This is a genomic window from Vibrio sp. SCSIO 43009 (assembly GCF_023716525.1).
Classification (GTDB): domain Bacteria; phylum Pseudomonadota; class Gammaproteobacteria; order Enterobacterales; family Vibrionaceae; genus Vibrio; species Vibrio alginolyticus.
The window spans coordinates 748978-772567 of the sequence record NZ_CP071842.1 but is presented as its reverse complement, the minus strand read 5'-3'; the positions used below and the strand labels follow the sequence as shown (position 1 = coordinate 772567).

Sequence of the window (23590 nt, the reverse complement as noted above, 5' to 3'; positions counted from 1 at the left end):
TTTTTGTATCTCGACACGTCATCATTTGCGACAATAACACTTAATTTCTAAATCAACTTACATTTAGCTATGAAAACCGAACTGAACCTTCACGAGCGAAGCTTAACACTTCATCGTTTCCCAAAACGTAGTAACGAAACGCTACAAGCGTGGGATGCCGGTGATGAGTATCTTATTAATCATGTTGAAGAGCTTGCTTTGCCAGACAATCAAAACATCCTCGTGATTAATGACAGCTTTGGTGCCCTCTCCTGCTGGTTTTCGGAAAAGCACCATGTAACGCTAATGAGTGATTCATTCATCTCACATAAAGGTGCACAGCAAAATCTCGAGCAAAACCAGTGCAATAAAGTAGCGTTTGCCACCACGATGGACCTCGTTCCTGCCAATATTGATCTCGTCTTGCTGCAACTGCCCAAAAGTAACCGCCATCTAGTGTGGATACTAAGCCAATTAAGAAAGGCGCTACCGGCTTCCTGCCCCGTCTTTGCAGTCAATAAAGCGAAAGACATTCACACTTCGACGCTAAAACTGTTTGAAAAATACTTAGGCGAAACAAAAACATCTTTGGCCTGGAAAAAGCACAGATTGGTGTTTTCTCAAGCAACAGTTGAGCCTCCGATTGAAGTAATGCCTTTCACGACTTGGCGCGTTGATGGCGAAGATATCGAACTCAAGAACATGCCAAATGTCTATTCAGGAGAAAGTTTAGATTTAGGTGCACGCTTTATGCTGCAGCACCTGCCTCAAGACCCTTCGATAGACAATGTCATCGACCTCGGCTGCGGCAATGGTGTTCTGTCTGTTAAATTTGGTCAGTTGAATCCAAATGCTCGGCTAACATGTGTTGATGAAAGTTTTATGGCGCTTGAATCAGCAAAACAGAACCTACGCGACAACCTTGGTGAAAATAGAGACATACAGTGTATAGCGAACAATTGCTTGGACGGTTTTAAACACAGCAGCAGCTCTATGGTTATGTGTAATCCACCGTTTCATCAACAACAGGCAATCACCGATCATATTGCTTGGCAAATGTTCTGCGATGCTAAACAAGTATTAAGTGAAAATGGCCGTTTACTGGTTATCGGAAATCGTCACCTCGGGTACGACGCAAAACTCAAACGTCTGTTTGGCGATAAAAATGTGAAACTTATCGCTTCCAACAATAAGTTTGTGATTTTACAGGCTACAAAAAATCCTGCTAAATTAAGCGCAAAATAAGCTTTAGCAAAATAGTTAAAAGGAATAATAAAATGAGAAAATTGGTACTTGCGGCTTCGGTTGCGTTGCTTGCTGCGTGTTCAGCCCCTCAACAACCTCAGCTGAACCTGATGCCAGAAAGCACATTGAGCACCAATCCAATTGTTCAAGGCAAGACTTACAGTTTGACCAGCAAAGATGTACGTGCAGCGCAGTACGTGGCGTTGGTGGATAACGGCCGTTCGAACATTCTTCCTCTTCATGCTAAACAGAATTTACGTATTGCGTTAGAAGAAGCATTAGAGAAGCAATTCTCATCTCAAGGTTTCCATGCGGATCTAAACAGCAACAACGCGATTGAATTGAGCGTTCAAGAAGCGTTGGTCAACGTGAAGCATTCGGTGATGGAAAATGAGATGGACGCTAAAGTTGTGCTGGAAATCACAGCAGAGACACCTGAGGGCAAGCTAGTCAAAACTTATACAGGTACAGCAAAGCGCTCTGGCACATTGAGTGCCTCTGATGCCGATATTGAAGAGACATTGAATGATGTGGTGACATTGACGCTTAAAGAGATTGCCAATGACCCTGAGCTTCGTCAATACATGCAGGAGCGTTTCTAATGTTACGCAAAGCGATTCTGTCTTTAGCATTACTCAGCTGCAGCGTTTGGGCTGGACCAAAAGTAGCGTTTGAAACGACACTTGGCTCATTTACGGTTGAGTTAAACGAAGAGAAAGCACCTATCACTGTCGCTAATTTTCTGAAATATGTAGAAGATGGGAGCTACGAAGGTACTATTTTTCATCGTATTATCCCAGGCTTCATGGCACAAGGTGGCGGCTTTAACCAAGATATGCAGATGGTGAAAACATACGCGCCAATCAAAAACGAAGGAAATAATGGTCTAAACAATGACCGTGCTACCATCGCCATGGCACGAACCAATGCACCAAACTCTGCAACTCGTCAGTTTTTCGTCAACTTAGTCGACAATGACTTTCTCAACTATGGCGCTCGACCACCAGGTTATGCTGTATTTGGTGAGGTTACTGAGGGGTTCGACGTTATCCAGAAAATGGCTCAGCAGCCGACCACGACAGTAGGCCGAATGCGTGATGTACCAGAGACGCAAATCGTCATCACCAAAGCTACACTACTTAAATAGCCAAAACGATAAGCCCTTTGAATAATCGAAGGGCTTTCTCTTTCAACGGCTTCATTTTATTGGATTGATTTATGTCTTCATTACCTTCCATCACTTGGTTGGAAACGGTAAAAAGTTACCTCGATAAACGACTCATGTGGGTTTTCATGCTGGGCTGCTCTAGCGGCTTTCCGTGGGTTCTTATCGGTTCAAACATGTCAGGTTGGCTAAAAGATGCCGGCTTGACCCTCTCCGCAATTGGCTATTTTGGTAGCGTTTTTGCGGTCTATGCGATCAACTTTCTGTGGGCACCTCTGGTTGACCGCGTGAAGCTGCCAGTCCTCTTTAGACTGCTGGGGCAAAGACGTAGCTGGATTTTCTTTTGCCAAAGTATCGTACTCGTCGCTACCCTATTTATTGCCGGCGTTAATCCAGCGGAAAACTTGGTGTTTGCGTCACTACTCGCCTTGTGCATTGCAACGGCTTCAGCGACACAAGACATCGCAATTGATGCTTTTCGTATTGATACTTTCCCAAAGTCAGAAGAGTCTAAACTGCCTCAAGCTTCTGCAATGGCGGTCATTGGCTGGTGGACAGGTTATTCACTACCGGGTTATTTAGCGTTTGTTAATGCTGACAGTGTCGGTTGGAATGGTGTGTACTACGGGATGGCGGTGATAGTCGGCATTCTAATGGTCTTTACGATTTTAGTCGGTGAACCGAAGACTCAACGCGAACAACTTCAGTCTGCCGCTGAACAACGCCACAAAGAAGTGGTTGGTTCAAAAGTCGTAGCTTGGTTTACCGTGACTGTTGTAGAACCTTTCCTTGATTTCTTTAATCGCAATGGCGTCCGTGTCGCGATTACTCTGTTGCTGTTCGTTTTCCTATTTAAAATTGGCGAAGCGTTTTTGGGCAGGATGTCGATCGCGTTCTATAAAGATATTGGTTTTAGCAATGAACAAATTGGCTATTACTCCAAACTGATCGGTTGGGGAGCCACCATCTTCTTTACTTTTGTCGGAAGCATGTTCAACGTTAGGTTTGGTATTGTACGTGGATTAATGATCGGCGGTATTGCGATGTCTGCCAGTAACTTGATGTTTGCTTGGATTGCTTCGGTAGGCCCAAACGAGCACTTGTACTTAGCCACGATTATTGTCGATAACTTTACGACTGCTTTCTCAACTGTCGCTTTTGTTTCATTTTTGACGATTCTAACCGGGCAAGCATTTTCGGCAACTCAGTATGCGTTGCTTGCCTCTCTAGGAAACTTCGGACGGACGACTCTTGCTTCTTTCAGTGGCGAGCTAGTGGATTATCTCAATGATTGGAGCACATTCTTCGTGCTTACCGCTGTCATGGTCGTGCCAAGCTTGATTATGTTGTACTCGCTACGACATTACTTTGATGCTCTATTGGAAAAAGCACGTCACAAGGATTAACGAAACATATAAAAAACCACCGAATTCGGTGGTTTTTGTTTTGCGAGATATAAGATAAGAGGTCTATGGGTATAACCCTTTACCAAACATATTAAATATACGTGCCACGCCTTGAGTAAAGATCATCGGCTCAGTCAATACGGTTAAACACAAGCAGTCTTCTCCGGCCTTAGTGTAAGGGCTGTGCTTCACTGATGCGTCTCTAATCATCAAATCGCCCTCTTCATATTGGCCATCCTCGTCACTAAATCCACCATGTAGGATCAATGTAGACTCCAGGCCTTTGTGCGTATGTTGAGGGATTTGCACATCTTCCCCGATGTACATTAAGCTGACACGAGCGTCTTCCCCTAGATCAATCTGAGCACTGAAAACCTTGCCTCCGTAACTTCTCCATGACCCTACGAGGTCAGAGAAACGCGCTAAGGTTTTAGGAAGAGCGAAGCTTTTTCCTGCCACATTAACAGCAGCAGAGTCGCGGATCACGATGTTATCAGTCGCTGGCTCCGCGTTGATGATGTCATTGAACATGTCGTCAAATTCAGAAACATACTCAGAAGGTATGTCACTTACGATGTTCGCTTGACTTGCTTCGACTTGGTTCACATAAGCTCGGCACTTGGTGCATGTTTCTAAATGGGTTGCGACCACAAGACCAGAAACTGCATCAATGCTTCCCGAAGCGTATGCTTCTAACAAGCTGTTATCTGGGTGTTTGTTCATAGTTGCTCCGTATGCATTGAATGCCTTAGCTTTTCTACTGCAAGCCTCAGCCTGGATTTTACGGTACCGAGGGGTATATCAAATAATTCCGCGACCTGTTGATGAGGTAACTCTTCAAGATATACCGCTTGTAAAACATCTCTCTGGTTTTTCGGTAAAATATCTAAAAACTTCACCACCTGTTCTTTCAACATATCTTGTTCTGGTGAATAGTGATCAACAAGATCAGGTGGATAATACTCTGACGGCCAAATGTCATCAGAATGAATGTGTAATTCCTTACCTTTCTGTTTTCTCAGCAGATCAAAACAAAGGTTTCGGATTATGGTATATATCCAAGTCGATAACGCGCTCTTTTCACCATCATAGAGGTGCGCTTTCTGCCAAACTGTCGCCATGGTCTCTTGCACCATCTCCATAGCAACTTGCTCATTACCAACATGTTTGTAAGCGAATTGCTTCAGCTTGGGTGCGTAAAAACGGAATACAAAAGCGAACGCATCTTTGTCTCGATCCTTCACTTTATCCATGTAATCGTTCCAATCACTGCGCCCCAGTTTTTTCGGGCTATCACTCATCATAATCGGCCTTAATTTGTGGGAGGAGTTTCCTCCTCCCATTCGTCCTAATCGGTCACGTCATCGACCAACAAGTTGAAACCACCGTTGTTCCCATCATCAATGGCAACGACTTGGTACACAACACCGTTCATTACATTGACTGGTGCTGAGTCAACCGCAACAATACTTGGGTTACCAGCCACTGTTACCGTTACATAATATGTACCTTCAGCGACATATAATCCTTGTACGCTATTTTTATACGCAAAATTAGCGATGGTTGGATCACTTCCATCTATTCCTGCACTCGTAGTGAGGTAAATATCCACCATTTCCGCTATAGGATTAGCCGCCGCGTGTGTCACATTCAGCGTCGCGCTAGTTGCCACTGCACGTCTCATGTCTTCAACAACCAGAGGTTCGATATCAATCGCTGGGCTAACAACACCGACTGCGTAAACACTGTAATCCTTTCCGCCCGCAACCATTAATCCGTCAACATCGATAATAGGATTGGTTGTTGTGCCATCCACGTAAACGTCAATATCGTAAGCGCCAGCAGCAAGATCCAAATAACCACGAATCTCTTTGAACGCTAAGTCGGCAAGAGGAGCGAAGGCCGCCCCGTTAACGTTAACATCGACGACTGGCGCTCCATCGACAAGGTGTCCGACTCTTACTTCAGCTTGGCTGCCCATATCTTCAATTATAGAAGAGCCCGAACCGTCCAACACCAAGAGTTTGACAGGTGACGTGCTATTCGAGTCTCCTGTGCCGATAGCGGCAATCGTCAAGTTGGAATTAGCCGCAAGAGGTACTGTACCGGAGTCAAAAGCAACGCTGTCTCCTACGGCAAGTCGAACTTGATACTCACCAGCTGGGATGTTCAATACGTCGGTAGAAGCTTTGTAAGCAAGGTTAGTTATTGGAGTCGCGCTAGCAAGAGCAACACCTGGCTCAGTGACATAAAGATCAACAGCAGGAACGCCTGAAGCTGCATGAACAACTTGAACATCTAGACTATTGGCATCAGCCATTGAATCGGCGCTGCGAGTCACAACTAAAGGCTCAACTGGGTTTGGCGAACCATCGGCATCGCCAACAACGAACACGTTATAATTGAGGTCGGAATCAAGATCTAGTTCTGTTTTAGGTATTACGGTCGCGGTTTCATTACCTGGGAGCTGAACATCGACCTGAATCGAATTCATCCCCTCTCGCAATTTAACGTAGCCAGATCCCACACCATAATCAACATTCGTTAATGATGGTTTATCGTTGATCCACACATTTGCAAGCGGCGCATCAGAAGACGCGTGCACTGCTTGTAAATTGGAATACTCGATAGTGTCACTGTCGGAGCCACACGCCGCCAGTCCTAATGCCGCCACCATAGTTAGCGCAGCTCTGCCAAATCCTTTCATATCCTTGCCTCTTTGTTAGTCGGGGCTTCTATGGCTTCTGTCAGAAATTGCAACGCAGGAATGCAGTTCTCTGCGCCAACGAGCTGTTCGAACAGATTGCAGTCTAAAGGAAGTAATTCAAGCCAGCGCTGGGTCACCCAAGCTGAGTCATCGTAAAAACGATGCTGGTAGAGGTTTCCAAGTTGAGGAAACTCTTCATAAACATGGGATAACTGCTGGCTTAAATAGAAGAAATCTGGTGAGTTGTCTGGATGTTGCCAATTGTCTAACCATTCGACCTCTGCATGGCGTAAGCCGTCCGCATCTGCACGAACTCGTTTGACAACAAAGCGTTTCTCACCAGCGACTGTAATACCAAGAAGACCATCACTGAGTGTTTCAAAATCAACGATCCTGACCAAAGTTCCGATAGATGAAACGTTACCCACGTCTTTAGGGTCACCTTCACTTCCTACTAGGCAAACTCCAAAACCCACATTTTGTAGGCTGCATTCCTTTACCATTCGCTTATATCGTGGCTCAAAAATGCGCAGATTCATTTTACCTTCAGGGAGTACAACTGAAGTGAGTGGGAATAACATGACTTCTTTCATTCAAACGTCCTCTTTGATTCACGGATACATACGAATCCCTTATCACTCCGATCACTAACGATTTATGTTGGTTAATCGACTGGCTTAAAAAGTCATAAAATCGCTCACGCAAACGATCCAAATCACACATTTATTGCAATAAAATGCAACAAACAAAAAGTTCCGTAAATAAAGATAATTTCGTGATGCAACTCACCAAAAACGTTTCATTTTGCACCCTTTATCACTTTCATTTGGGATTTTTATCGCTATTATTCCCGCCAATTGGAAAGCGCAGCACAGATTGTGTGTTCTGAATCATTACAAACATAGAGAGTCCCCTTATGCGTAAATCACTTTTAGCTCTTAGCCTTCTAGCGGCTACTTCAGCTCCAGTTATGGCGGCAGATTACTCTGACGGCGATATTCACAAAAACGATTACAAGTGGATGCAATTTAACCTAATGGGTGCATTTGACGAGCTTCCAGGTGAGTCTTCACACGACTACCTAGAAATGGAATTCGGCGGCCGCTCTGGTATCTTCGACCTTTACGGCTACGTTGATGTATTCAACCTAACTTCTGATCCAGGTAGCGACAAAGCTGGCGCAGAGAAGATCTTTATGAAATTCGCTCCACGTATGTCTCTAGATGCGGTAACTGGTAAAGACCTATCTTTCGGTCCAGTTCAAGAGCTATACGTTGCAACTCTAATCGAGTGGGGTGGTAACTCTGGTGTTAACTCTCAAAAAATCGGTCTAGGTTCTGACGTAATGGTTCCTTGGTTTGGTAAAGTTGGTGTTAACCTATACGGCACTTACGACGGCAACAAAAAGGATTGGAACGGTTTCCAAATCTCGACTAACTGGTTCAAACCATTCTACTTCTTCGAGAACGGTTCATTCATTTCTTACCAAGGCTACATCGATTACCAATTCGGTATGGATGATGATGCTGGTAACAAGTTTGGTTCAACCGCGTCAAACGGTGGTGCAATGTTCAACGGTATCTACTGGCACTCAGACCGCTTCGCAGTGGGTTACGGTCTAAAAGGTTACAAAGACGTGTACGGTATCAAAGATACTGATGGGTTCAAGTCAACTGGCTTTGGCCACTACCTTGCTGTAACTTACAAGTTCTAATTGAACCACTAAGTTTGCTCAAAAATGGCGCCTTTCGGCGCCATTTTTATTTGCTTTCCTTTTTTCCCTCATTATCCTTGCAGCAAACCTTTTTAATGAGAGCGTTTGGTGAATATCCTTATCCTCGGTCCAGGTGCGGTGGGCTCACTCTGGGCAACAAAATTTAAGCTTGCCGGGCACAATGTTTCATTGTGGGGAAGAAGTTCTGAAAGCCAACAATCACTTCAGTTGGATGACACACCCGCAATCGTATTCAGTAATCAAGATATTTCCTCCGTAAATAAAGCAGATCTCATTTTGATCACGGTAAAAGCTTGGCAAATGGAAGACGCCATTCAGCCTTTACTGCCTCATATCAACGCAGACACGATTATCATGCTGATGCACAATGGTATGGGTACCGCCTCTGGCGTGGAGAAGGCTCTGCCAAACAATCCTATCGTGCTCGCCACAACGACGCACGGCGCATACAAACCAGATAACCAACACGTACTGCATACCGGTCACGGAACAACGCAAGTGGGTGGTTATAATGACAAAGGAATGCAGTGCGCTTTTCTGCAAGATGTTATGCATCATGCCCTTCCAGAGGCCATTTGGAATCCACACATCCAATCTGCGTTATGGACTAAGTTAGCGATCAACTGCGCGATTAACCCACTGACTGCGATTCACCAGTGTAAGAATGGTGAGCTTGCGCAGCCCGAGTTTAAGATACAACTCGAAAGCATCACTCAAGAACTGGTTGAAGTAATGAGTAAAGAAGGTATTGCTATCGAGTTTCGCTCTCTTTTCGATACGGTGATGCAAGTGGTGAACGCCACAGCTGAGAACTATTCTTCAATGAGACAAGACGTATTCCATCAGCGTCGAACGGAAATTGATTTTATAACCGGACACTTGTTAAAGGCTGCCGAGAAACATCGCATCAATACGCCTGAGAATTTAAAACTTTACCAACGCATCAAACAAATAGAACAAAGCTGGACAGAACAATGAGTAAGAAAATCTTAGTGCCAATCGCTCCGGGCACCGAAGAAATGGAAGCCGTCACCGTTATCGACATGATGGTTCGCGCGGGTTATGACGTTACAGTAGCGAGTGCTGCTTTTGATGGCTCATTGACGATGAAAGCTTCTCGCGGAGTCACACTAACTGCCGATTGTAAGCTAGTCGATATCGCTGATGATGAGTTTGACGCCATAGCGCTTTCTGGTGGTGTTGGTGGTGCAGAAATTTTTCGTGATAGCACGGTGATGATAGAAATCCTTAAGCAGCACATCTACGAGGGAAAATTGGTCGCTGCTATCTGCGCAGCACCGGCGTTGGTATTGCAACACCATGATCTTTTCCCACAATCACTGATGACCTGTCACCCGAGCTTTCAGTCACATATCCCGGAAGAGAAGTGGCGCAGCAAACGCGTGACCTTTGATATCAACCACAACCTAATCACCAGTCAAGGTCCGGGTACAGCTTTAGAGTTTGCGATGGAAGTAATCATTCAACTCTCAGGTAAAAAACACGCATGGTCAGTTGCTGAACCAATGATCCCTCTGCCTACTCTGCACTACCACAAGCTTGGTGAAGAATAATGTTTGACGTAAATGCTGTACGCGAGCAATTTCCTGCTCTAAACCAATCCGTCAACGATACGCCCTTAGTGTATCTAGATAGCGCAGCGACAACGCAAAAACCGCAATGTGTGATTAATGTCATCAGTCATTACTACAGTGCGCAAAATGCCAATGTTCACCGTGGCAGCCATAGTTTAACGGCTAATGCCACCAGCCAATTTGAAGCGGCACGAGAACGAGTGGCAAGCTTTATTGGTGCAAACAGCTCTAAAGAGATCATTTGGACACGGGGCGCAACCGAAGCACTGAACTTAATTGCTCAAACCTACGCCCGTAGCACGTTACAACCAGGTGATGAGATCTTGATTAGCGAGATGGAGCACCACGCCAACATCGTGCCCTGGCAAATCGTGGCAGAGCAAACGGGTGCTAAAGTCATTAAAGTTCCGATGACATCAGATTGCCAGTTCGACATCAGTGCATTTGAGGCGCTTCTGTCTGACCGCTGTAAAATTGTTGCTTGCGCGCAAATAACCAACGTAACAGGCACACGCCAACCTATAGAAAAAATCACTGAACTGGCGCACAACGTTGGCGCGGTTATTGTAGTTGATGGCGCGCAAGGCATCGTACATGAGCAACTTGATTTATCGGCATCAGATATCGATTTCTACGTTTTCTCAGGTCACAAACTTTATGCACCAGCAGGCATTGGGGTTTTATACGGCAAGCTTGAACTTTTGGAAGCCATGCCACCATGGCACGGCGGCGGTAAAATGGTTGAACGCGTTTCTTTCGAAAAAACGACGTTTTCTGCACTTCCTGGAAAATTTGAAGCGGGCACACCAAACGTTGCGGGCGCGATTGCTCTAGCGAAAGCCATTGAGTGGTACCAAGGTTTTGACCATCACGAAGTAGAGACTCATCTCCATGCGCTTCAGGATAAGGCCTACCAAGCACTAAGCGCTTTGGATGACATCCATATTCTAGGCTATCAACCGAATGCCTCTGTACTGACCTTCGTAATGGACGGCGTTCATCACCAAGATATTGCGACGCTGCTCGATCAACAAGGCATTGCGGTACGAGCAGGACACCACTGCGCTCACCCATTGATGGATGCGCTAAATGTGAAAGGCACGGTACGCGTCTCTTTTGGTATTTATAACACGACGAGCGATGTGGAAAGACTCATCGCCGCCGTAGAAAAAGCCGTCGACATGCTATAACGCCAACGGTTTGATTTGGAGTAACCAACAAGGTTACTCCATCTGCCTATCCAGAGTCGCCACGCAATTTCTGCCATTTCTTTTCGCAGCATAAAGCGCTTTATCTGCATGCGCATACAAACGTTTGGTGGTTTCATTTCTGCCTATTTCCACCACGCCTACACTCACCGTGACCGGAATTTCAATCTTTTCAAATTCGAACTGACAATTTTGAATGTGGGAACGTACTTCCTCTCCTACCTCTTTCGCCGCCGACAGAGAAGTTTCTGGCAAAATAATCGCAAACTCCTCCCCTCCGACTCTTGCAAAAATTTCGTCTTTGACGAGTAAGTGAGAAACCAAATCAGCTAAGGTCTCTAAGACATAATCCCCCGCATCATGACCACGTTTATCATTGATGACTTTAAAAAAGTCCAAATCAAACAATAACAACGCGGAGTGATAATCTGGAGCTTGGGATTTAATAACTTCTTCTGTGAGCTTTTCGAAAAAAACACGTCGATTGTAGATGTTGGTAAGAGCATCAATTTGGCTTTGATGGCGAAGAAGGGTTTCAACTCGGTGGCGATTGGAGATGTTGCGTGTAAGAATAAGGACAACGCGACGACCCCGGTATTTTATAGCGAGTGGGCAGATCTTGCCTTCGTAGTATAGGTCGCCTCTTGGTCCACTGTTGGCATCTATTCCCTGAATGCTGTCGGCGCACATCTTGTACTCGATCGTCACAATACTGTCTTGTTTCAGTGATCGACTGATCTGCTCGATAAACCAGTCGGCTTTATCTTTTTCAAGTACACCGTGAAGTGTCTTACCTATCAAATTGCTTCCATCGTGATAGGCTTTTTTATCTGTTCCTCCAAAAACATCAATATAGATACCATCTTCACTCAGAATAAAAGTGGGGTCTGGCATTCCGGATAACACGTCTTGCGCATGTTCCAAGGTGAATTGCATATAGGGAGGTTCCTAGCATTTGTATCTAAGTAACCCAATCGCTTCCAAGTGTGTTTCCACATTGGGGAATAGGAGCGGATGGGGCATATGTCTATTATCTAATATAGACAAATTTTAAATACAATTGAGTTTATAAAAACCAAGTGGGCAATATAATGAACCAGGATCAATAGAATGGTTAATTAACGCTAAAATAGTCGACCATTTGCATACTTTTTATCCATATGCAAAAAATATCTCAACTCAGATACAAAAAACGCCAAACAGCTAGGCTATTCGGCGTTTTTTAAGAGTTGGAAAAATAACTCGTTACACGGCGACTTGCTTAATCTGCTCTACAATAGCTTTCAAGCCATTACCACGTGACGGGCTTAAATGGGAGACAAGCCCCAGCTGATCAAAATAAGCATCAATATCAAATGCTTGAATTTGATCGGCCGTTTTACCGTCATAAGCTGCCATTACCAAGGCAATCAATCCACGGACGATACGCGCATCGGAGTCCGCACAAAAATGCCAAACGCCATCTTGCTCTTGGCTCACTAACCACACCAAGCTTTCACAACCCGAAACGGTAACTTGTTCTGATTTCAGCTCTTCTGGCATTTTTGGCAGCTTTTTACCCCACTGAATAACCTGACGGTAACGATTTTCCCAGCCTTTAAATTGCTGCATAGTCGCTACAATGTCTTCGCTGGTGATATCTGTACCAAATGGAGAAACGGGAAAATCTGTCATGATGCGCTCTTCTTCTAGTTTACTGCTTATATTTTGAAATCAACTTCTCAACGATTCGCGATACCGCGACAAAGCCAAACGTTGCAGTTACGACAGTCGCCGCACCAAAACCGCTAGCGCAATCCATACGTTTTGGACCTTCCGCTGTCGACTTCACACCACACACTGAACCGTCTGCTTGAGGGTACTTCAGCTGCTCGGTTGAAAACACGCAATCAATACCAAACTTACGAGCCGGATTCTTAGGGAAGTTATGATGACGACGCAAGGTGTCTTTGATTTTCTTCGCTAGAGGATCTTGGATCGTTTTCGTTAAGTCAGCGACCATGATCTGCGTTGGGTCAACCTGACCACCAGCGCCCCCCGTGGTGATCACTTTGATCTTGTTGCTGCGGCAATACGCCAACAAAGACGCCTTCGCTTTTACGCTGTCAATCGCATCTAGCACGTAATCAAACTCTTTGCTTAAGTACTCATGTTGATTGTCTGGCGTGATGAAATCATCAATCAGATTGACTTTACACTCTGGGTTGATCAATTTGACACGCTCGGCCATCACTTCAATTTTGCTTTGGCCAACGGTGCCCGTCATCGCATGAATTTGGCGGTTAATATTCGTGACACAAACATCATCCATATCAATCAGAGTCAACTCACCGATCCCAGTACGGGCCAGCGCTTCGACCGCCCATGAACCCACGCCACCAATACCAATAACACAAACGTGTGCAGCGCGAAGAATGTCCACTTCACTGTTGCCATAAAGACGACGAGTGCCGCCAAAGCGTTGATTGTAGCTGTCAGATGCTGGGGGATCGAGTTCACGCATATTGAAGTCCAGATGATCGATAGAAAAACAAAGAGTGCGATTTATACGCACTCTTTGATGAAATGTCTAGATAAGAGGCGGTTCCTCTTTCTTGGATGGCTATTGTAGCTTTTCTGGCGGCAAAGCCCAAGGCGCTTGAGTTGGTGAGTTTTCCAGCCCAAGTTTCCAAACTCGACCAAAATGCTTGTAGTGCCCTGCTTCCGTTCCTGCTCTCGCACCAATGCCATGATACAGATCCAAATGGTTCTGTTTTACAGCACCACCAGTGTCTAAAACGATCAGCATTCGCAGTTGATGCGCACCACTCCACGTACCATCGGCATTCAGCAGTGGCACTTCCGCCAAGATTGGAGTCCCCATTGGTAAGATAGAACGGTCACCCGCGACCGCGGCCATTGGCAACAAAGGAATACCAGCCGATCCCGTTACTGGCGCTTCCGCTTTTGGCGCAAAGAAGACGTAAGAAGGGTTTTGCTCCAACAACTCGCGTACTGTTGCGTCGTCGTTGTCCATTACCCATTCTTTAATCGCTTTGAGAGACATTTTTTCACGCGGCACTTCACCACGTTCAATCAAAATGCGGCCAATACTAACGTAAGCTTTATTATTTTTCCCTGCGTACGCGAAGTACTCCAACGTATCATCATCTTCAAAATGCACATAGCCACTGCCCTGCACTTCCATCATAAACGGGTCAATACGGTTAGGTGCATAACCTAGCACTAAACCTTGGCCATCTAATGCCCCGTTGTAGATCTCCGCGCGAGTCGGACAATCTGATGAGCAGTTTGGCTTGCCATAAACTGGGTACTTAAAAATGTCGTTTGGTGTATGACGCAGTTCCATCACGGGAGAAAAGTATCCGGTAAACAGCACATTACCTTTTTTATCACCACCACCCAATTGCGCGGCTTGAATGCCAAACGCACTCAACGCACTGGTATCTCCGCTCTGTTGCGCCCACTCACTTAATCGTTGATATAGCGGTTGGTATATCTTCGCCATGGATGGTGACTTTATCACCACTTGCTCAGCTTGCTTGTTAAATTCAGTAAAATCGCGTGGTTTGTTAGACTCAACCACATCCACTTGATTGAGGATCTGAGGAAACTCACCATCAAGATATTGCTGAGCACGATCATTTTGTTGAGCACAGCCAAAGAGTAGGCTCAAAGAGATAATAGGAAGGAGTTTTTTTAACACGTGTCTTTTCCGTAAAAGAGAATAGCAAAAGGATGGCAAACAAATGCATACGGTGCAATTGAAAAGCAACGACAAAATGTTTCAACGCTAAGCCAATCCGTTTACTCGTTGTAAATTCATTCAGTTAATGCAACATGATAACAGCGGAAGAATTACGGAATTGTCCGGATTATGTTTGGAAGTAAAATTTACTGATTGAGAGATGAAATTGTGATCATCCATATGGCTCACAGACGCAAGAGAGCTCTGCTTAAAAGACAATAATAAAAACGACTATCTTACCGCTATCCTTGCACGTCCCTCTAAACGGAATACAGGTAGATAATGAGCATTGGCATCCAGCTTCATTTCTGCATGCTGCTTACCCACAAAATTGAAGTGCCGCTCATTTGAACCCACTCGATACGAAAACGAATCCCCATCGAATTCAAAACTGGTCGCCACTGTAGAACCATTTACGGTAACACCGCGCTCACTCAACACAAATTCTTCACGAGCATAAGGCGCAACATCTTGCTCAACCCAGCGACCATAAATTGTCGATTTGGGAATGGGCGGATTAATGGTTCGAGTAATCAAATCACTATACAGCATGCACACGACAACGGTTCCAACTATCGCTATAAGCATGAGAGAACGCTCTAGCCACTTACGAAGCATTGATTTAGATGACGTTTTTGACAGATTTGAAGCAGTGATCGCAGCATTCTTATTAACAGCAGAAGACATGAGGTTCACGTATTGAGGAAAGACGCCACCATTGTAACCTTCCCTCTTAACGGGACCAAGAACCTACCTCAATATGTTTGTGCTTTATTCCAAAATTTCGCCTTGCCACTCAATGAATAAAAAGGCATTATTTTAACATAATTAAACAAAGGAATGGCTGTAGTGAAAATTCGTAGTACTGCTCTCGTAAAAGGATTCCGTCAATCAACACCTTATGTCAATGCTCACCGCGGAAAAACCATGGTGATCATGCTGGGCGGAGAAGCCGTCGCACACAAAAATTTTGGCAATATTATTAATGATATCGCACTCATGCACAGCCTCGGAATCAAAGTCGTGGTGGTGTATGGTGCACGTCCTCAAATTAATCAGCTGCTAGAAAAACAAGACCTCACTACGCCTTACCACAAAAATATCCGCATTACGGATGAATCGGCTTTATCTGTTGTTATGCAAGCTGCCGGACAACTTCAGCTTGCGATTACTGCGCGCCTATCAATGAGCCTCAACAATACTCCGATGGCAGGTACCCAGCTCAATGTCGTTAGCGGAAACTACATCATTGCCCAACCACTCGGCGTTGATGATGGTGTGGACTATTGCCATAGTGGACGTATTCGCCGCATTGACACCGACGCGATTAATCGCACTCTTGATCAAGGTTCAATTGTTCTGCTAGGTCCCATTGCTAGCTCTGTGACTGGCGAGTGCTTCAATTTATTATCGGAAGAAGTCGCCACCCAACTAGCGATAAAGCTGGGTGCGGATAAGCTGATTGGTTTTTGCTCCGAACAAGGTGTCATTGATGACAACGGCAATGCTGTCGCCGAGTTACTACCAATTGAGGCGGAGCATGTCATCAAAACGCTTTCTGAAAATACGTCTCCTGACCTAGATTACAACACTGGAACACTGCGCTTTCTTAAAGGCTCTATTGCCGCTTGCCGTGCCGGAGTACCTCGTAGCCACTTGATCAGTTATAAAGTAGATGGCGCCTTAATTCAGGAGTTGTTCTCTTTCGACGGTATCGGTACCCAAGTTGTTATGGCGAGTGCTGAACAAGTGAGGCAAGCTAATATTGACGATATTGGCGGTATCTTAGACCTCATTCGCCCGTTAGAAGAACAAGGTGTACTGGTTAGGCGCTCTCGAGAACAGCTAGAGCAAGAGATTGGAAAATTTACCATCATCGAAAAAGACGGCTTGATTATTGGCTGTGCTGCCCTTTATCCATACCCAGAAGAGCGTAAAGCTGAGATGGCTTGCGTAGCGATTCACCCTGACTATCGTGATGGAAACCGAGGTTTGTTACTGCTCAACTACATGAAACATCGTTCTAAATCCGAAACCATTGATCAGATTTTTGTCCTCACGACACACAGTTTGCATTGGTTCAGAGAGCAAGGTTTTTACGAAGTCAGTGTCGACTATTTGCCTGGAGCCAAACAAGGGTTATATAACTTCCAGCGTAAGTCCAAAATCTTAGCGTTAGATTTATAGCTTAACCTTAAATCAGGGAGCGAAACTTAACGTTCCACTATACCAACTAACCTCAAAGGGCAGGATTTAGTTCATTAACGCTCAACCCTGCACATCGAGCTTGTTTAGGAACGAGTTTGTTGAGGAGTAAGGCCACACATAAACCCTACTCCGGACTAGCGGGTCATCATGTAAACCCAACTTAGAAATGCGCAAACCATTGCTTGATTTTTGTTCCAATTTTATCTTTTAAATATACATTTGGTTGGCTATACTCTGCTCGCTAGTGATTGGTTTTTAACCAATACGAATGGATCTAGGTGATGTAATTAGCCTTCACCCTAAAATACTGGGCAATTGAAAAACTAGTTAGCTCCGTATTGCACACCAAGGACAGTTGTTAATCTGACTTTAAATAAGCCGAGACGAGCACTGTTATGAGAACAATCATTTGTAATTCGCTTCAAAGCTTCTGGGATATGGCTGACAATCAGTTTTTAGAAGGCCTAGACGTCCACTGTGTTTTCCCCGTAAATGACGCTATCCGAGATTTTATTCTTGCTTATCAACAGCAATACAAAATACGCAGCGTGTCTTTTACCAATGCGTTTGCAAAACATGCATAAAAGAAGACCGAGCCATAAGCTCGGTCTTCTTGTTTTAGTTGGTAAGCCGCTTTACTAACCCACTCGCGCGAGTGGTTTTCACCTTAATGCCTCGCTTCAGAACATTGAGCTCGGCGTAAAGAGCTAAACGCTTTTTCGCGCGGGTAATGCCTGTGTAAATCAACTCACGGGTTAATATCGGGCTAAAGTCTGGTGGCAAAATCATAAGGGTGTAATCAAATTCACTGCCTTGCGATTTATGGATGGTCATGGCGTAAGCCGTTTCATGTTCAGGTACTCGGCTTGGCAAGACCGATTTCACACTGCCGTCAGGTAACTCGAAAAAGACTTTCAAACGCGGTTCTTCTTCACTGTCATCTCGCATACAAATACCAATATCACCGTTATACAAACCTAAACCGTGATCATTACGCGTAACCATGACAGGTCTGCCGTGATACCAAATTTCATCCTGAACTTGAATTAACTTGCGCGCCGCAAGCGCTTTCTCGATGCGTTGGTTTAGCCCAGCCACACCGAAGTCACCTTCACGGATCGCGCACAGCAGTCGGCATTGGTTGAAGGTATCTAACACCGCTTTGGCTTTGTGCGTTAGCGACTCTGGCTCTCCGGTTTTAGGATCAGTTTCCTGTTGTCCAATGCGTTTGAGGTAACGACCGTATTCCTGCACCAACGTCTGCATCATTTGGTTGTAATGTTGACTACTTAGTGCGAAATGTTCGATATCGGAAAAGTCACGCGCCCAGACGTTATCTACGCTCGCAGCAGAACCGGAATTAACCGCTTTTGCCAACTGACCAATGCCTGAGCGAGCGTCAAATCGGTAGCTCTTTTGCAGCATACATAAACTATCAGCAATGCTAGATGCACTGTTACCCGTATGGGCTAAAGTATCGAAGCCCGTCAGTTTTGCGATGGCTGACGCCTGCTCTTTGCCATAACCCAACGCATGGAACGAACAGATATCACCCAACACTGCCCCTGCTTCAACTGAGGCAAGTTGATCTTTATCACCTAGCAAAATCAGCCGCGCATGTTTCGGTAAGGCATCGACCACTTTATACATCATTGGTAAATCGACCATCGACGCTTCGTCGATAACCAAAATATCCAAATGCAGTGGATTTTGCTTGTTGTGACGAAATTCTGCGCTATTAGGAATCGCACCCAGCAACCGATGTAAGGTACTCGATTCAGTCGGAATTTTGGCTTTTAGCTCCGGAGAAACTGGCAGCTCTTGCACCGCTTTACCAATGGACTCGGTTAATCGCGCCGCCGCTTTCCCCGTCGGGGCCACCAGCTTGATGGTTAGATTTTTCTCTTGCGTCGCCTGTTCAATCAAAGCAGCAAGCAATTTGGTTACTGTCGTCGTTTTACCCGTACCAGGGCCACCAGAAATCACAGCAAATCGACGAGTTAACGCAACCGCCGCCGCGACTTTTTGCCAGTTCACACAAGCTGAGAGTGGCACGAGTTCATCCAGTTGATGCAAATCCTGAACCTTGCGCGCATTGCTAAGCACGGAATCAATGGCGTGCCAATCCAACGATTCGCTTGCGACCACATCAAGGTGGTCACACACCAATTGCTGACGCAACACTTGGTTGCTGCTTCCCGCTTCTACTGCTTTGCCCAACGCGTTAAACAGAAAATGGTATTGGCGTGCGAACAGATGGTTGAGCAACTCCGATAATCGCGCAAACTCTTGTGGTTGCAAGTTAACTGCGGCGCCCAGCTGATTGAGCTTTTCCGCCAGTGTCACTTCATAATGCCAATAGCGATGCAGATACAGACGCTCACCATCGAACATTAAAGGCAAGGCTTCTCCTTGCGCGCCGACCACGCTGGAATTTTGTAATACTTGAATCCAGTCTATGTCTTGCAACTGTGTGTTGAGCGCCAATGCCGACTCACCAAACAGCCCTAGCTTACTGGCTAAATCCGTAGATTGCCCTTGTGCATCGAACAGAGACAGACAGATATGTCCTTTGCCAAGCTCACTACTGACAACACCCGCGATAAACGCCAATGCTTGACTATCCGACTGTTCATCATGCGTTTGAGAATCAATAAAACAGGCGAATTGGTAGTCGAGCTGACGAATAGCACCTTTGTGCGCCAAGCGTTCCAACACTACCAATAGGCTATCTTGGTCAGAATGAAGATTGTGATTTGTCGTCATTAAAGTAGCTCCATCTGCCCGGCTTGAGTTGAGCGCGTTTCGAGTGCTTGACCATCAATCAAACGATCCATCTCTTGTAAGAACTCGAAAGTTGGTTTCGCGGCAAAAATGCCGTGGTCACTCTGCCCATCCATGCCGCGCAAGAACAAGTAATACACGCCACCGAAGTGCTGCTCATATTGATAATTCGCCAATCGGCTGCGTAGGAAACGATGCAGTGCTAACGCATAAATCTGGTACTGCAAATCGTAGCGGTGATCCGCCATCGCCGATTTCAGAGCCTCACCATGGTATCTCGTCACATCGTCGCCAAGATGATTCGATTTCCAGTCAAGCACGTAGTATTTACCTTGATGTTCAAACACCAAGTCGATAAAACCTTTGAGCATGCCTTGCACGGTTTGGAAACCTAAATCCCCCGCTTTCGCCGACAACGGATCGTGACGTTGAATGACTCGGTTTAACGCCGGTGCAGACAAAACTTCAATCGGCAGCAAAAACTCCATCTCCACCAAACGTTGCGACGGTGCTTTTTGATTCAGCAGCAAAGACTTACCATCCAACGGCGTTGCGAGTACGGTATCAATCAATTGCTGTAAAATGGGCAACCACTCTTCATCGAGCTGTTCGCTTTCCATCAAGCCAAGGATGATTTGTGTATTCTCTTCCGTCGTGGCTGGCTGAGTAAATTCAATTTCCTCAAACAGGCTGTGCAGGAACGTACCCGGACGCGCACCACGAGGGAAGGTAAAAATCGAACGCTCTGGCTCCACCAAATCCGCTTCGTCTTGTTCTTCAGATGAGTCGATATCAAAACCTGTAATCTCAATCGTGGCATCATGCTCGGCGTGATGAGAGCCTTGCTTGACCAAGCCAGAATAACTGGTGATGCGCCAGTTTCTGTCGATAGGGTTTTGCAGTTCTTTCGCACTAAGATCGTGTATTTCTTCTTGTGGCGCTACGTACTTATCTTCGAGTTGCTGCGGCGGATCGGCCACAACGACACAATCAAGCTCGTCTTGTTGCTTTGTTAAACCTTGGTGCAAATCGTTAATGCCACCTTCTTGACCATTTTGAATCAAATAGCCAATCGCACTGCGGTGTACACCAGTTGGCTCTTTGGTCGAACGGCCATTGCGCAACGGTGAGGCACCGATAAAACACGCATAAACAGCACGCGTTAGTGCCACGTATATCAAGCGTAAGTCTTCCGCCAAACGCTCTTTGTCCGCTTGCTTCATGGACGCATCGTTGCCAGTGATATCCAGTACCGTGCGGTCATTGGCTGCATCGTAATATTTGGCTTCACTGGCTTCTCGATAGCTGAACACAAACGGCAGAAATACGAGGTCATACTCCAAGCCTTTTGATTTGTGAATAGTTACGATCTGCACTAAGTTACGTTCCGATTCTAAACGTTGGATTTGGTCATCACTGCCACCCAAACCGTTTTCCGCATCACTGATAGACTGAGCGAGCCAACGCAGCAGACCGTGATCGCTGTCCAGTTCATTACTGGCGTGTTGAAGCAGTTCACCAATGTGCATTAAATCGGTAAGTACTCGCTCACCATTTTCACCCTGTGAACTCGCACCTTCTTCTAGTAATCGCTCGGCAATATGGCGTTTGCTGATCACCGCGCGCAACATCGGCTGCACACCACGTTGAATCCAAAGTTTGCGATATTCTTTGAATTCGTTTACGGCGTTTTCCCACACCACTTCATCGTTATTAAGTGCATCCAAACTTGCTGCGTCGAGGGCAAACAGCTCAGAAGCAAGACTTGCACGCAGCGCACGGTCATTTTCTGGAGTCAGCACCGCTTGCAGCAAACGCTGTAGATCCTGCGCCACTGAACTGGTAAACACACTGTCTCGGTTAGACAGGTACACGCTGGCAATGCCTTGTTCAGCCAGCGCTTGTTTGATCATTCGACCTTCACTACCTGTTCGAACCAACACCGCGATATCGCCCGCTTGAACCGCTTTCTGTTTTTCGCCATTCACCAGACACGCTTGCCCCTGTTGAGCCTGCGTCAAAATAGTTTGGATTTGGCTTGCAGTCGCCTCTGCCATTCGAGTCAAATACTCGCCTTTTGGTAGCGGTTTATCGTCCGCTTCTTGCAACCAATAGGTCAGCGCGGGTTGCTTTTGGCCACCCATAGTCCAAATGCGTTTTTCGGCATTGGGACTGTACCTAACGGGTAAGAACGGAATATCCGAATCATAGATAAATGGACTGTCTGGCAAAGCAAATACTTGGTTTACCGCCTGCACCATATCTGCGCTAGAACGCCAGTTGGTTCCTAACGTGTAGTGGGCACTTACTTGGTTACGCGCTTTGATATAAGTGAAAATGTCTGCGCCACGAAAGCCATAAATCGCCTGCTTGGGGTCCCCGATCATAAACAAACCACATTCCGGGTTGTTCAGATAAATACGGCTGAAAACACTGTATTGAAGCGGGTCGGTATCTTGGAACTCGTCAATCATTGCGACAGGATACAAAGTACGAATACGCGCAGCTAAAAGCTTGCTTTCGTCCGTATCGATAGAAGCAGAAAGTTGTGTCAGCAAATCATCGAAAGAGAGCCACTGTTTTTGATTTTTCGCGTTAGCCAGCATCACACGACAATGTTCAATCGCATGAGCAAGCAGTGGCGCTTTTAAGCTGATTGGGTTGGCAAGAAATGTTTCAATGACTTCAAATACCGCATGCTGCGGCGCACTGCCTTTCGGTGTTTTTTCCAACAAGACGTTTTGCGCGAATTTCTCCAGCTTGTCTGGATAATCGTAACCTGTAGTTTCCGTTGCCGCCCAAGCGTTTACCGCCTCCAACCACGTCGGCAGAGACTTTTTGGTATAGCTACGTTTGTTAATATCTGAATCTGAAATTAGCGTTAAGAAGTCATCTTGGCTTTCTCGCCACTGTGCTTTTAATTCATCAATTTTTTTCAAATTTTCAGTATGAAGATCAGCCAAACTGCCTTTCATTGCTGGAACAGAAAGGCTTAACGGCGCACCAGTTAAGTAATTGCTGATGTCAGACAACAACGCAGATGGAGAGCCCCATAGCTGGCGAATTTCTCCAGCCAACGTAAATGGCAACGGGTAGAAATTGCGACGCCAGTAATCGGCTACAACTTGCGCTTTTAGGTGACTTTCATCGGTCACAAACTCGTTATTAAATCGGCTGCCAGATTCAAACGCATTTTGCGTTAGCATACGTTGGCAAAAACCGTGAATGGTGTAGACCGCCGCCTCGTCCATCTGACGCTCTGCCTGCAATAAAATTTCTGCGGCTTGCTTGTGATCGTCAAACTCATTAAGCAAAGGTTGGATCACCGGGTCGGAACTCTGTCCACGCGCAAACGCGATTCGCGCATCATGGATTCTTGCCCTGATACGATCGCGTAATTCCGCAGTTGCCGCTTCGGTAAAGGTTACAACCAGAATTTGGTCGACCGTAAGCGGTACGCGATGTCGAGTTTCCGCGCTGCCATGACCAAGCAAAAGACGCAGATATAAACCTGCAATAGTGAAGGTTTTACCTGTACCTGCTGATGCCTCGATTAACCTCGCACCGTGCAGAGGAAACGTCATCGGTTCTAGTGGCGTTGGTTGAGGTTGCTCTGTGCGGTCTAACGTATGTAGAGGACACTCTGCACCTGACATTTGATCCATAACGCTGAATCTCTCCGGATTATTTACTAGGACGTATCACCTAATAAATGTGATCTATAGTTAAAAATTCTATTAATATGTTTAACAAGTTGGATAATTTAGAGCTTTGTGAGATCTTTCTCACGGTTATCCATAAGACGTACCG

The 23590-nt window shown here is 45.7% G+C and carries 21 protein-coding genes; 10 read left to right on the top strand and 11 right to left on the bottom strand.

Going from position 1 to position 23590, the window contains the following annotated elements; all coding sequences use genetic code 11:
- Positions 1-69 precede the first annotated feature (69 nt).
- The 4 genes from J4N43_RS03610 to J4N43_RS03595 all read left to right on the top strand — a co-directional run bounded on the left by J4N43_RS03610 (position 70) and on the right by J4N43_RS03595 (position 3795).
- On the top strand, positions 70-1224 hold the full coding sequence (locus J4N43_RS03610) for a methyltransferase (protein WP_054865671.1): 1155 nt from the start codon (positions 70-72) through the stop codon (positions 1222-1224).
- Between the two features lie 32 nt (positions 1225-1256).
- On the top strand, positions 1257-1826 hold the full coding sequence (locus J4N43_RS03605) for a YajG family lipoprotein (protein WP_005380259.1): 570 nt from the start codon (positions 1257-1259) through the stop codon (positions 1824-1826).
- The gene (locus J4N43_RS03600; RefSeq protein WP_005380258.1) at positions 1826-2371 is read left to right on the top strand and encodes a peptidylprolyl isomerase; all 546 of its coding nucleotides are present in this window, start codon (positions 1826-1828) and stop codon (positions 2369-2371) included. The genes J4N43_RS03605 and J4N43_RS03600 overlap by 1 nt, the downstream gene beginning before the upstream one ends.
- A 71-nt stretch (positions 2372-2442) precedes the next feature.
- Positions 2443-3795 (top strand): AmpG family muropeptide MFS transporter, encoded by a 1353-nt coding sequence (locus J4N43_RS03595; protein ID WP_158159754.1) that lies wholly within the window; start codon positions 2443-2445, stop codon positions 3793-3795.
- 63 nt (positions 3796-3858) lie between these two features.
- Here J4N43_RS03595 and J4N43_RS03590 read toward each other — a convergent pair whose 3' ends face one another.
- From J4N43_RS03590 to J4N43_RS03575, 4 genes are read right to left on the bottom strand one after another with little or no spacing between them, the layout of a single operon-like run.
- Entirely contained in the window at positions 3859-4518 is a 660-nt protein-coding gene (locus J4N43_RS03590) for a ChrR family anti-sigma-E factor (RefSeq protein WP_005380256.1), read from the bottom strand.
- Positions 4515-5099, bottom strand: a complete 585-nt coding sequence (locus J4N43_RS03585; RefSeq protein ID WP_017636022.1) for an RNA polymerase sigma factor — start codon at positions 5097-5099, stop codon at positions 4515-4517. Before J4N43_RS03585 ends, J4N43_RS03590 begins: the two co-directional genes overlap by 4 nt.
- 44 nt (positions 5100-5143) lie before the next feature.
- Positions 5144-6502, bottom strand: a complete 1359-nt coding sequence (locus tag J4N43_RS03580; RefSeq protein ID WP_053349832.1) for a DUF4397 domain-containing protein — start codon at positions 6500-6502, stop codon at positions 5144-5146.
- A complete protein-coding gene (locus tag J4N43_RS03575) occupies positions 6499-7095 on the bottom strand; it encodes an LON peptidase substrate-binding domain-containing protein (protein ID WP_005380253.1) in 597 nt (198 codons plus the stop codon). Before J4N43_RS03575 ends, J4N43_RS03580 begins: the two co-directional genes overlap by 4 nt.
- Positions 7096-7418: 323 nt before the next feature.
- Between J4N43_RS03575 and J4N43_RS03570 the strand changes: the two genes are divergently transcribed.
- The 4 genes from J4N43_RS03570 (at position 7419) to csdA (ending at position 11022) form a co-directional block, all read left to right on the top strand.
- On the top strand, positions 7419-8216 hold the full coding sequence (locus J4N43_RS03570) for a nucleoside-specific channel-forming Tsx family protein (protein ID WP_005385292.1): 798 nt from the start codon (positions 7419-7421) through the stop codon (positions 8214-8216).
- Between the two features lie 108 nt (positions 8217-8324).
- Complete coding sequence (gene panE / locus J4N43_RS03565; RefSeq protein WP_053349833.1) at positions 8325-9215, top strand: 2-dehydropantoate 2-reductase; 891 nt, start codon at positions 8325-8327, stop codon at positions 9213-9215.
- Positions 9212-9811 carry a DJ-1 family glyoxalase III gene (locus J4N43_RS03560; RefSeq protein WP_006742560.1) on the top strand — a complete coding sequence of 200 codons (600 nt, stop codon included), beginning with the start codon at positions 9212-9214 and terminating at the stop codon, positions 9809-9811. Before panE ends, J4N43_RS03560 begins: the two co-directional genes overlap by 4 nt.
- Positions 9811-11022 (top strand): cysteine desulfurase CsdA, encoded by a 1212-nt coding sequence (gene csdA / locus J4N43_RS03555; RefSeq protein WP_025768229.1) that lies wholly within the window; start codon positions 9811-9813, stop codon positions 11020-11022. The genes J4N43_RS03560 and csdA overlap by 1 nt, the downstream gene beginning before the upstream one ends.
- A 33-nt stretch (positions 11023-11055) precedes the next feature.
- On the opposite strand, the gene J4N43_RS03550 is transcribed toward csdA, so the two are convergent.
- From J4N43_RS03550 to J4N43_RS03530, 5 genes are all read right to left on the bottom strand, one after another.
- A complete protein-coding gene (locus tag J4N43_RS03550; RefSeq protein WP_025768228.1) occupies positions 11056-11976 on the bottom strand; it encodes a GGDEF domain-containing protein in 921 nt (306 codons plus the stop codon).
- A gap of 309 nt (positions 11977-12285) precedes the next feature.
- Complete coding sequence (gene csdE / locus J4N43_RS03545) at positions 12286-12714, bottom strand: cysteine desulfurase sulfur acceptor subunit CsdE (RefSeq protein ID WP_025768227.1); 429 nt, start codon at positions 12712-12714, stop codon at positions 12286-12288.
- Between the two features lie 19 nt (positions 12715-12733).
- The gene (gene tcdA / locus J4N43_RS03540; protein WP_025768226.1) at positions 12734-13543 is read right to left on the bottom strand and encodes a tRNA cyclic N6-threonylcarbamoyladenosine(37) synthase TcdA; all 810 of its coding nucleotides are present in this window, start codon (positions 13541-13543) and stop codon (positions 12734-12736) included.
- Between the two features lie 99 nt (positions 13544-13642).
- Entirely contained in the window at positions 13643-14746 is a 1104-nt protein-coding gene (mltA, locus tag J4N43_RS03535) for a murein transglycosylase A (protein WP_005391723.1), read from the bottom strand.
- A 273-nt stretch (positions 14747-15019) separates the two neighbouring features.
- Complete coding sequence (locus tag J4N43_RS03530) at positions 15020-15475, bottom strand: DUF2850 domain-containing protein (RefSeq protein WP_005380234.1); 456 nt, start codon at positions 15473-15475, stop codon at positions 15020-15022.
- 162 nt (positions 15476-15637) lie between these two features.
- On the opposite strand from J4N43_RS03530, the gene argA reads away from it, so the two are divergent.
- Both argA and J4N43_RS03520 read left to right on the top strand, forming a co-directional pair.
- Positions 15638-16975: an amino-acid N-acetyltransferase gene (gene argA, locus J4N43_RS03525; RefSeq protein WP_012841478.1), complete on the top strand. Its 1338-nt coding sequence runs from the start codon at positions 15638-15640 to the stop codon at positions 16973-16975.
- A 416-nt stretch (positions 16976-17391) separates the two neighbouring features.
- Positions 17392-17580, top strand: a complete 189-nt coding sequence (locus J4N43_RS03520) for a hypothetical protein (protein WP_005380230.1) — start codon at positions 17392-17394, stop codon at positions 17578-17580.
- 34 nt (positions 17581-17614) lie between these two features.
- Here the strand turns inward: J4N43_RS03520 and recD are convergent, their stop codons facing one another.
- Both recD and recB read right to left on the bottom strand, forming a co-directional pair.
- Complete coding sequence (recD, locus tag J4N43_RS03515; protein ID WP_158159756.1) at positions 17615-19762, bottom strand: exodeoxyribonuclease V subunit alpha; 2148 nt, start codon at positions 19760-19762, stop codon at positions 17615-17617.
- Positions 19762-23436: an exodeoxyribonuclease V subunit beta gene (recB, locus tag J4N43_RS03510; protein ID WP_199266809.1), complete on the bottom strand. Its 3675-nt coding sequence runs from the start codon at positions 23434-23436 to the stop codon at positions 19762-19764. The genes recD and recB overlap by 1 nt, the downstream gene beginning before the upstream one ends.
- Positions 23437-23590 lie beyond the last annotated feature (154 nt).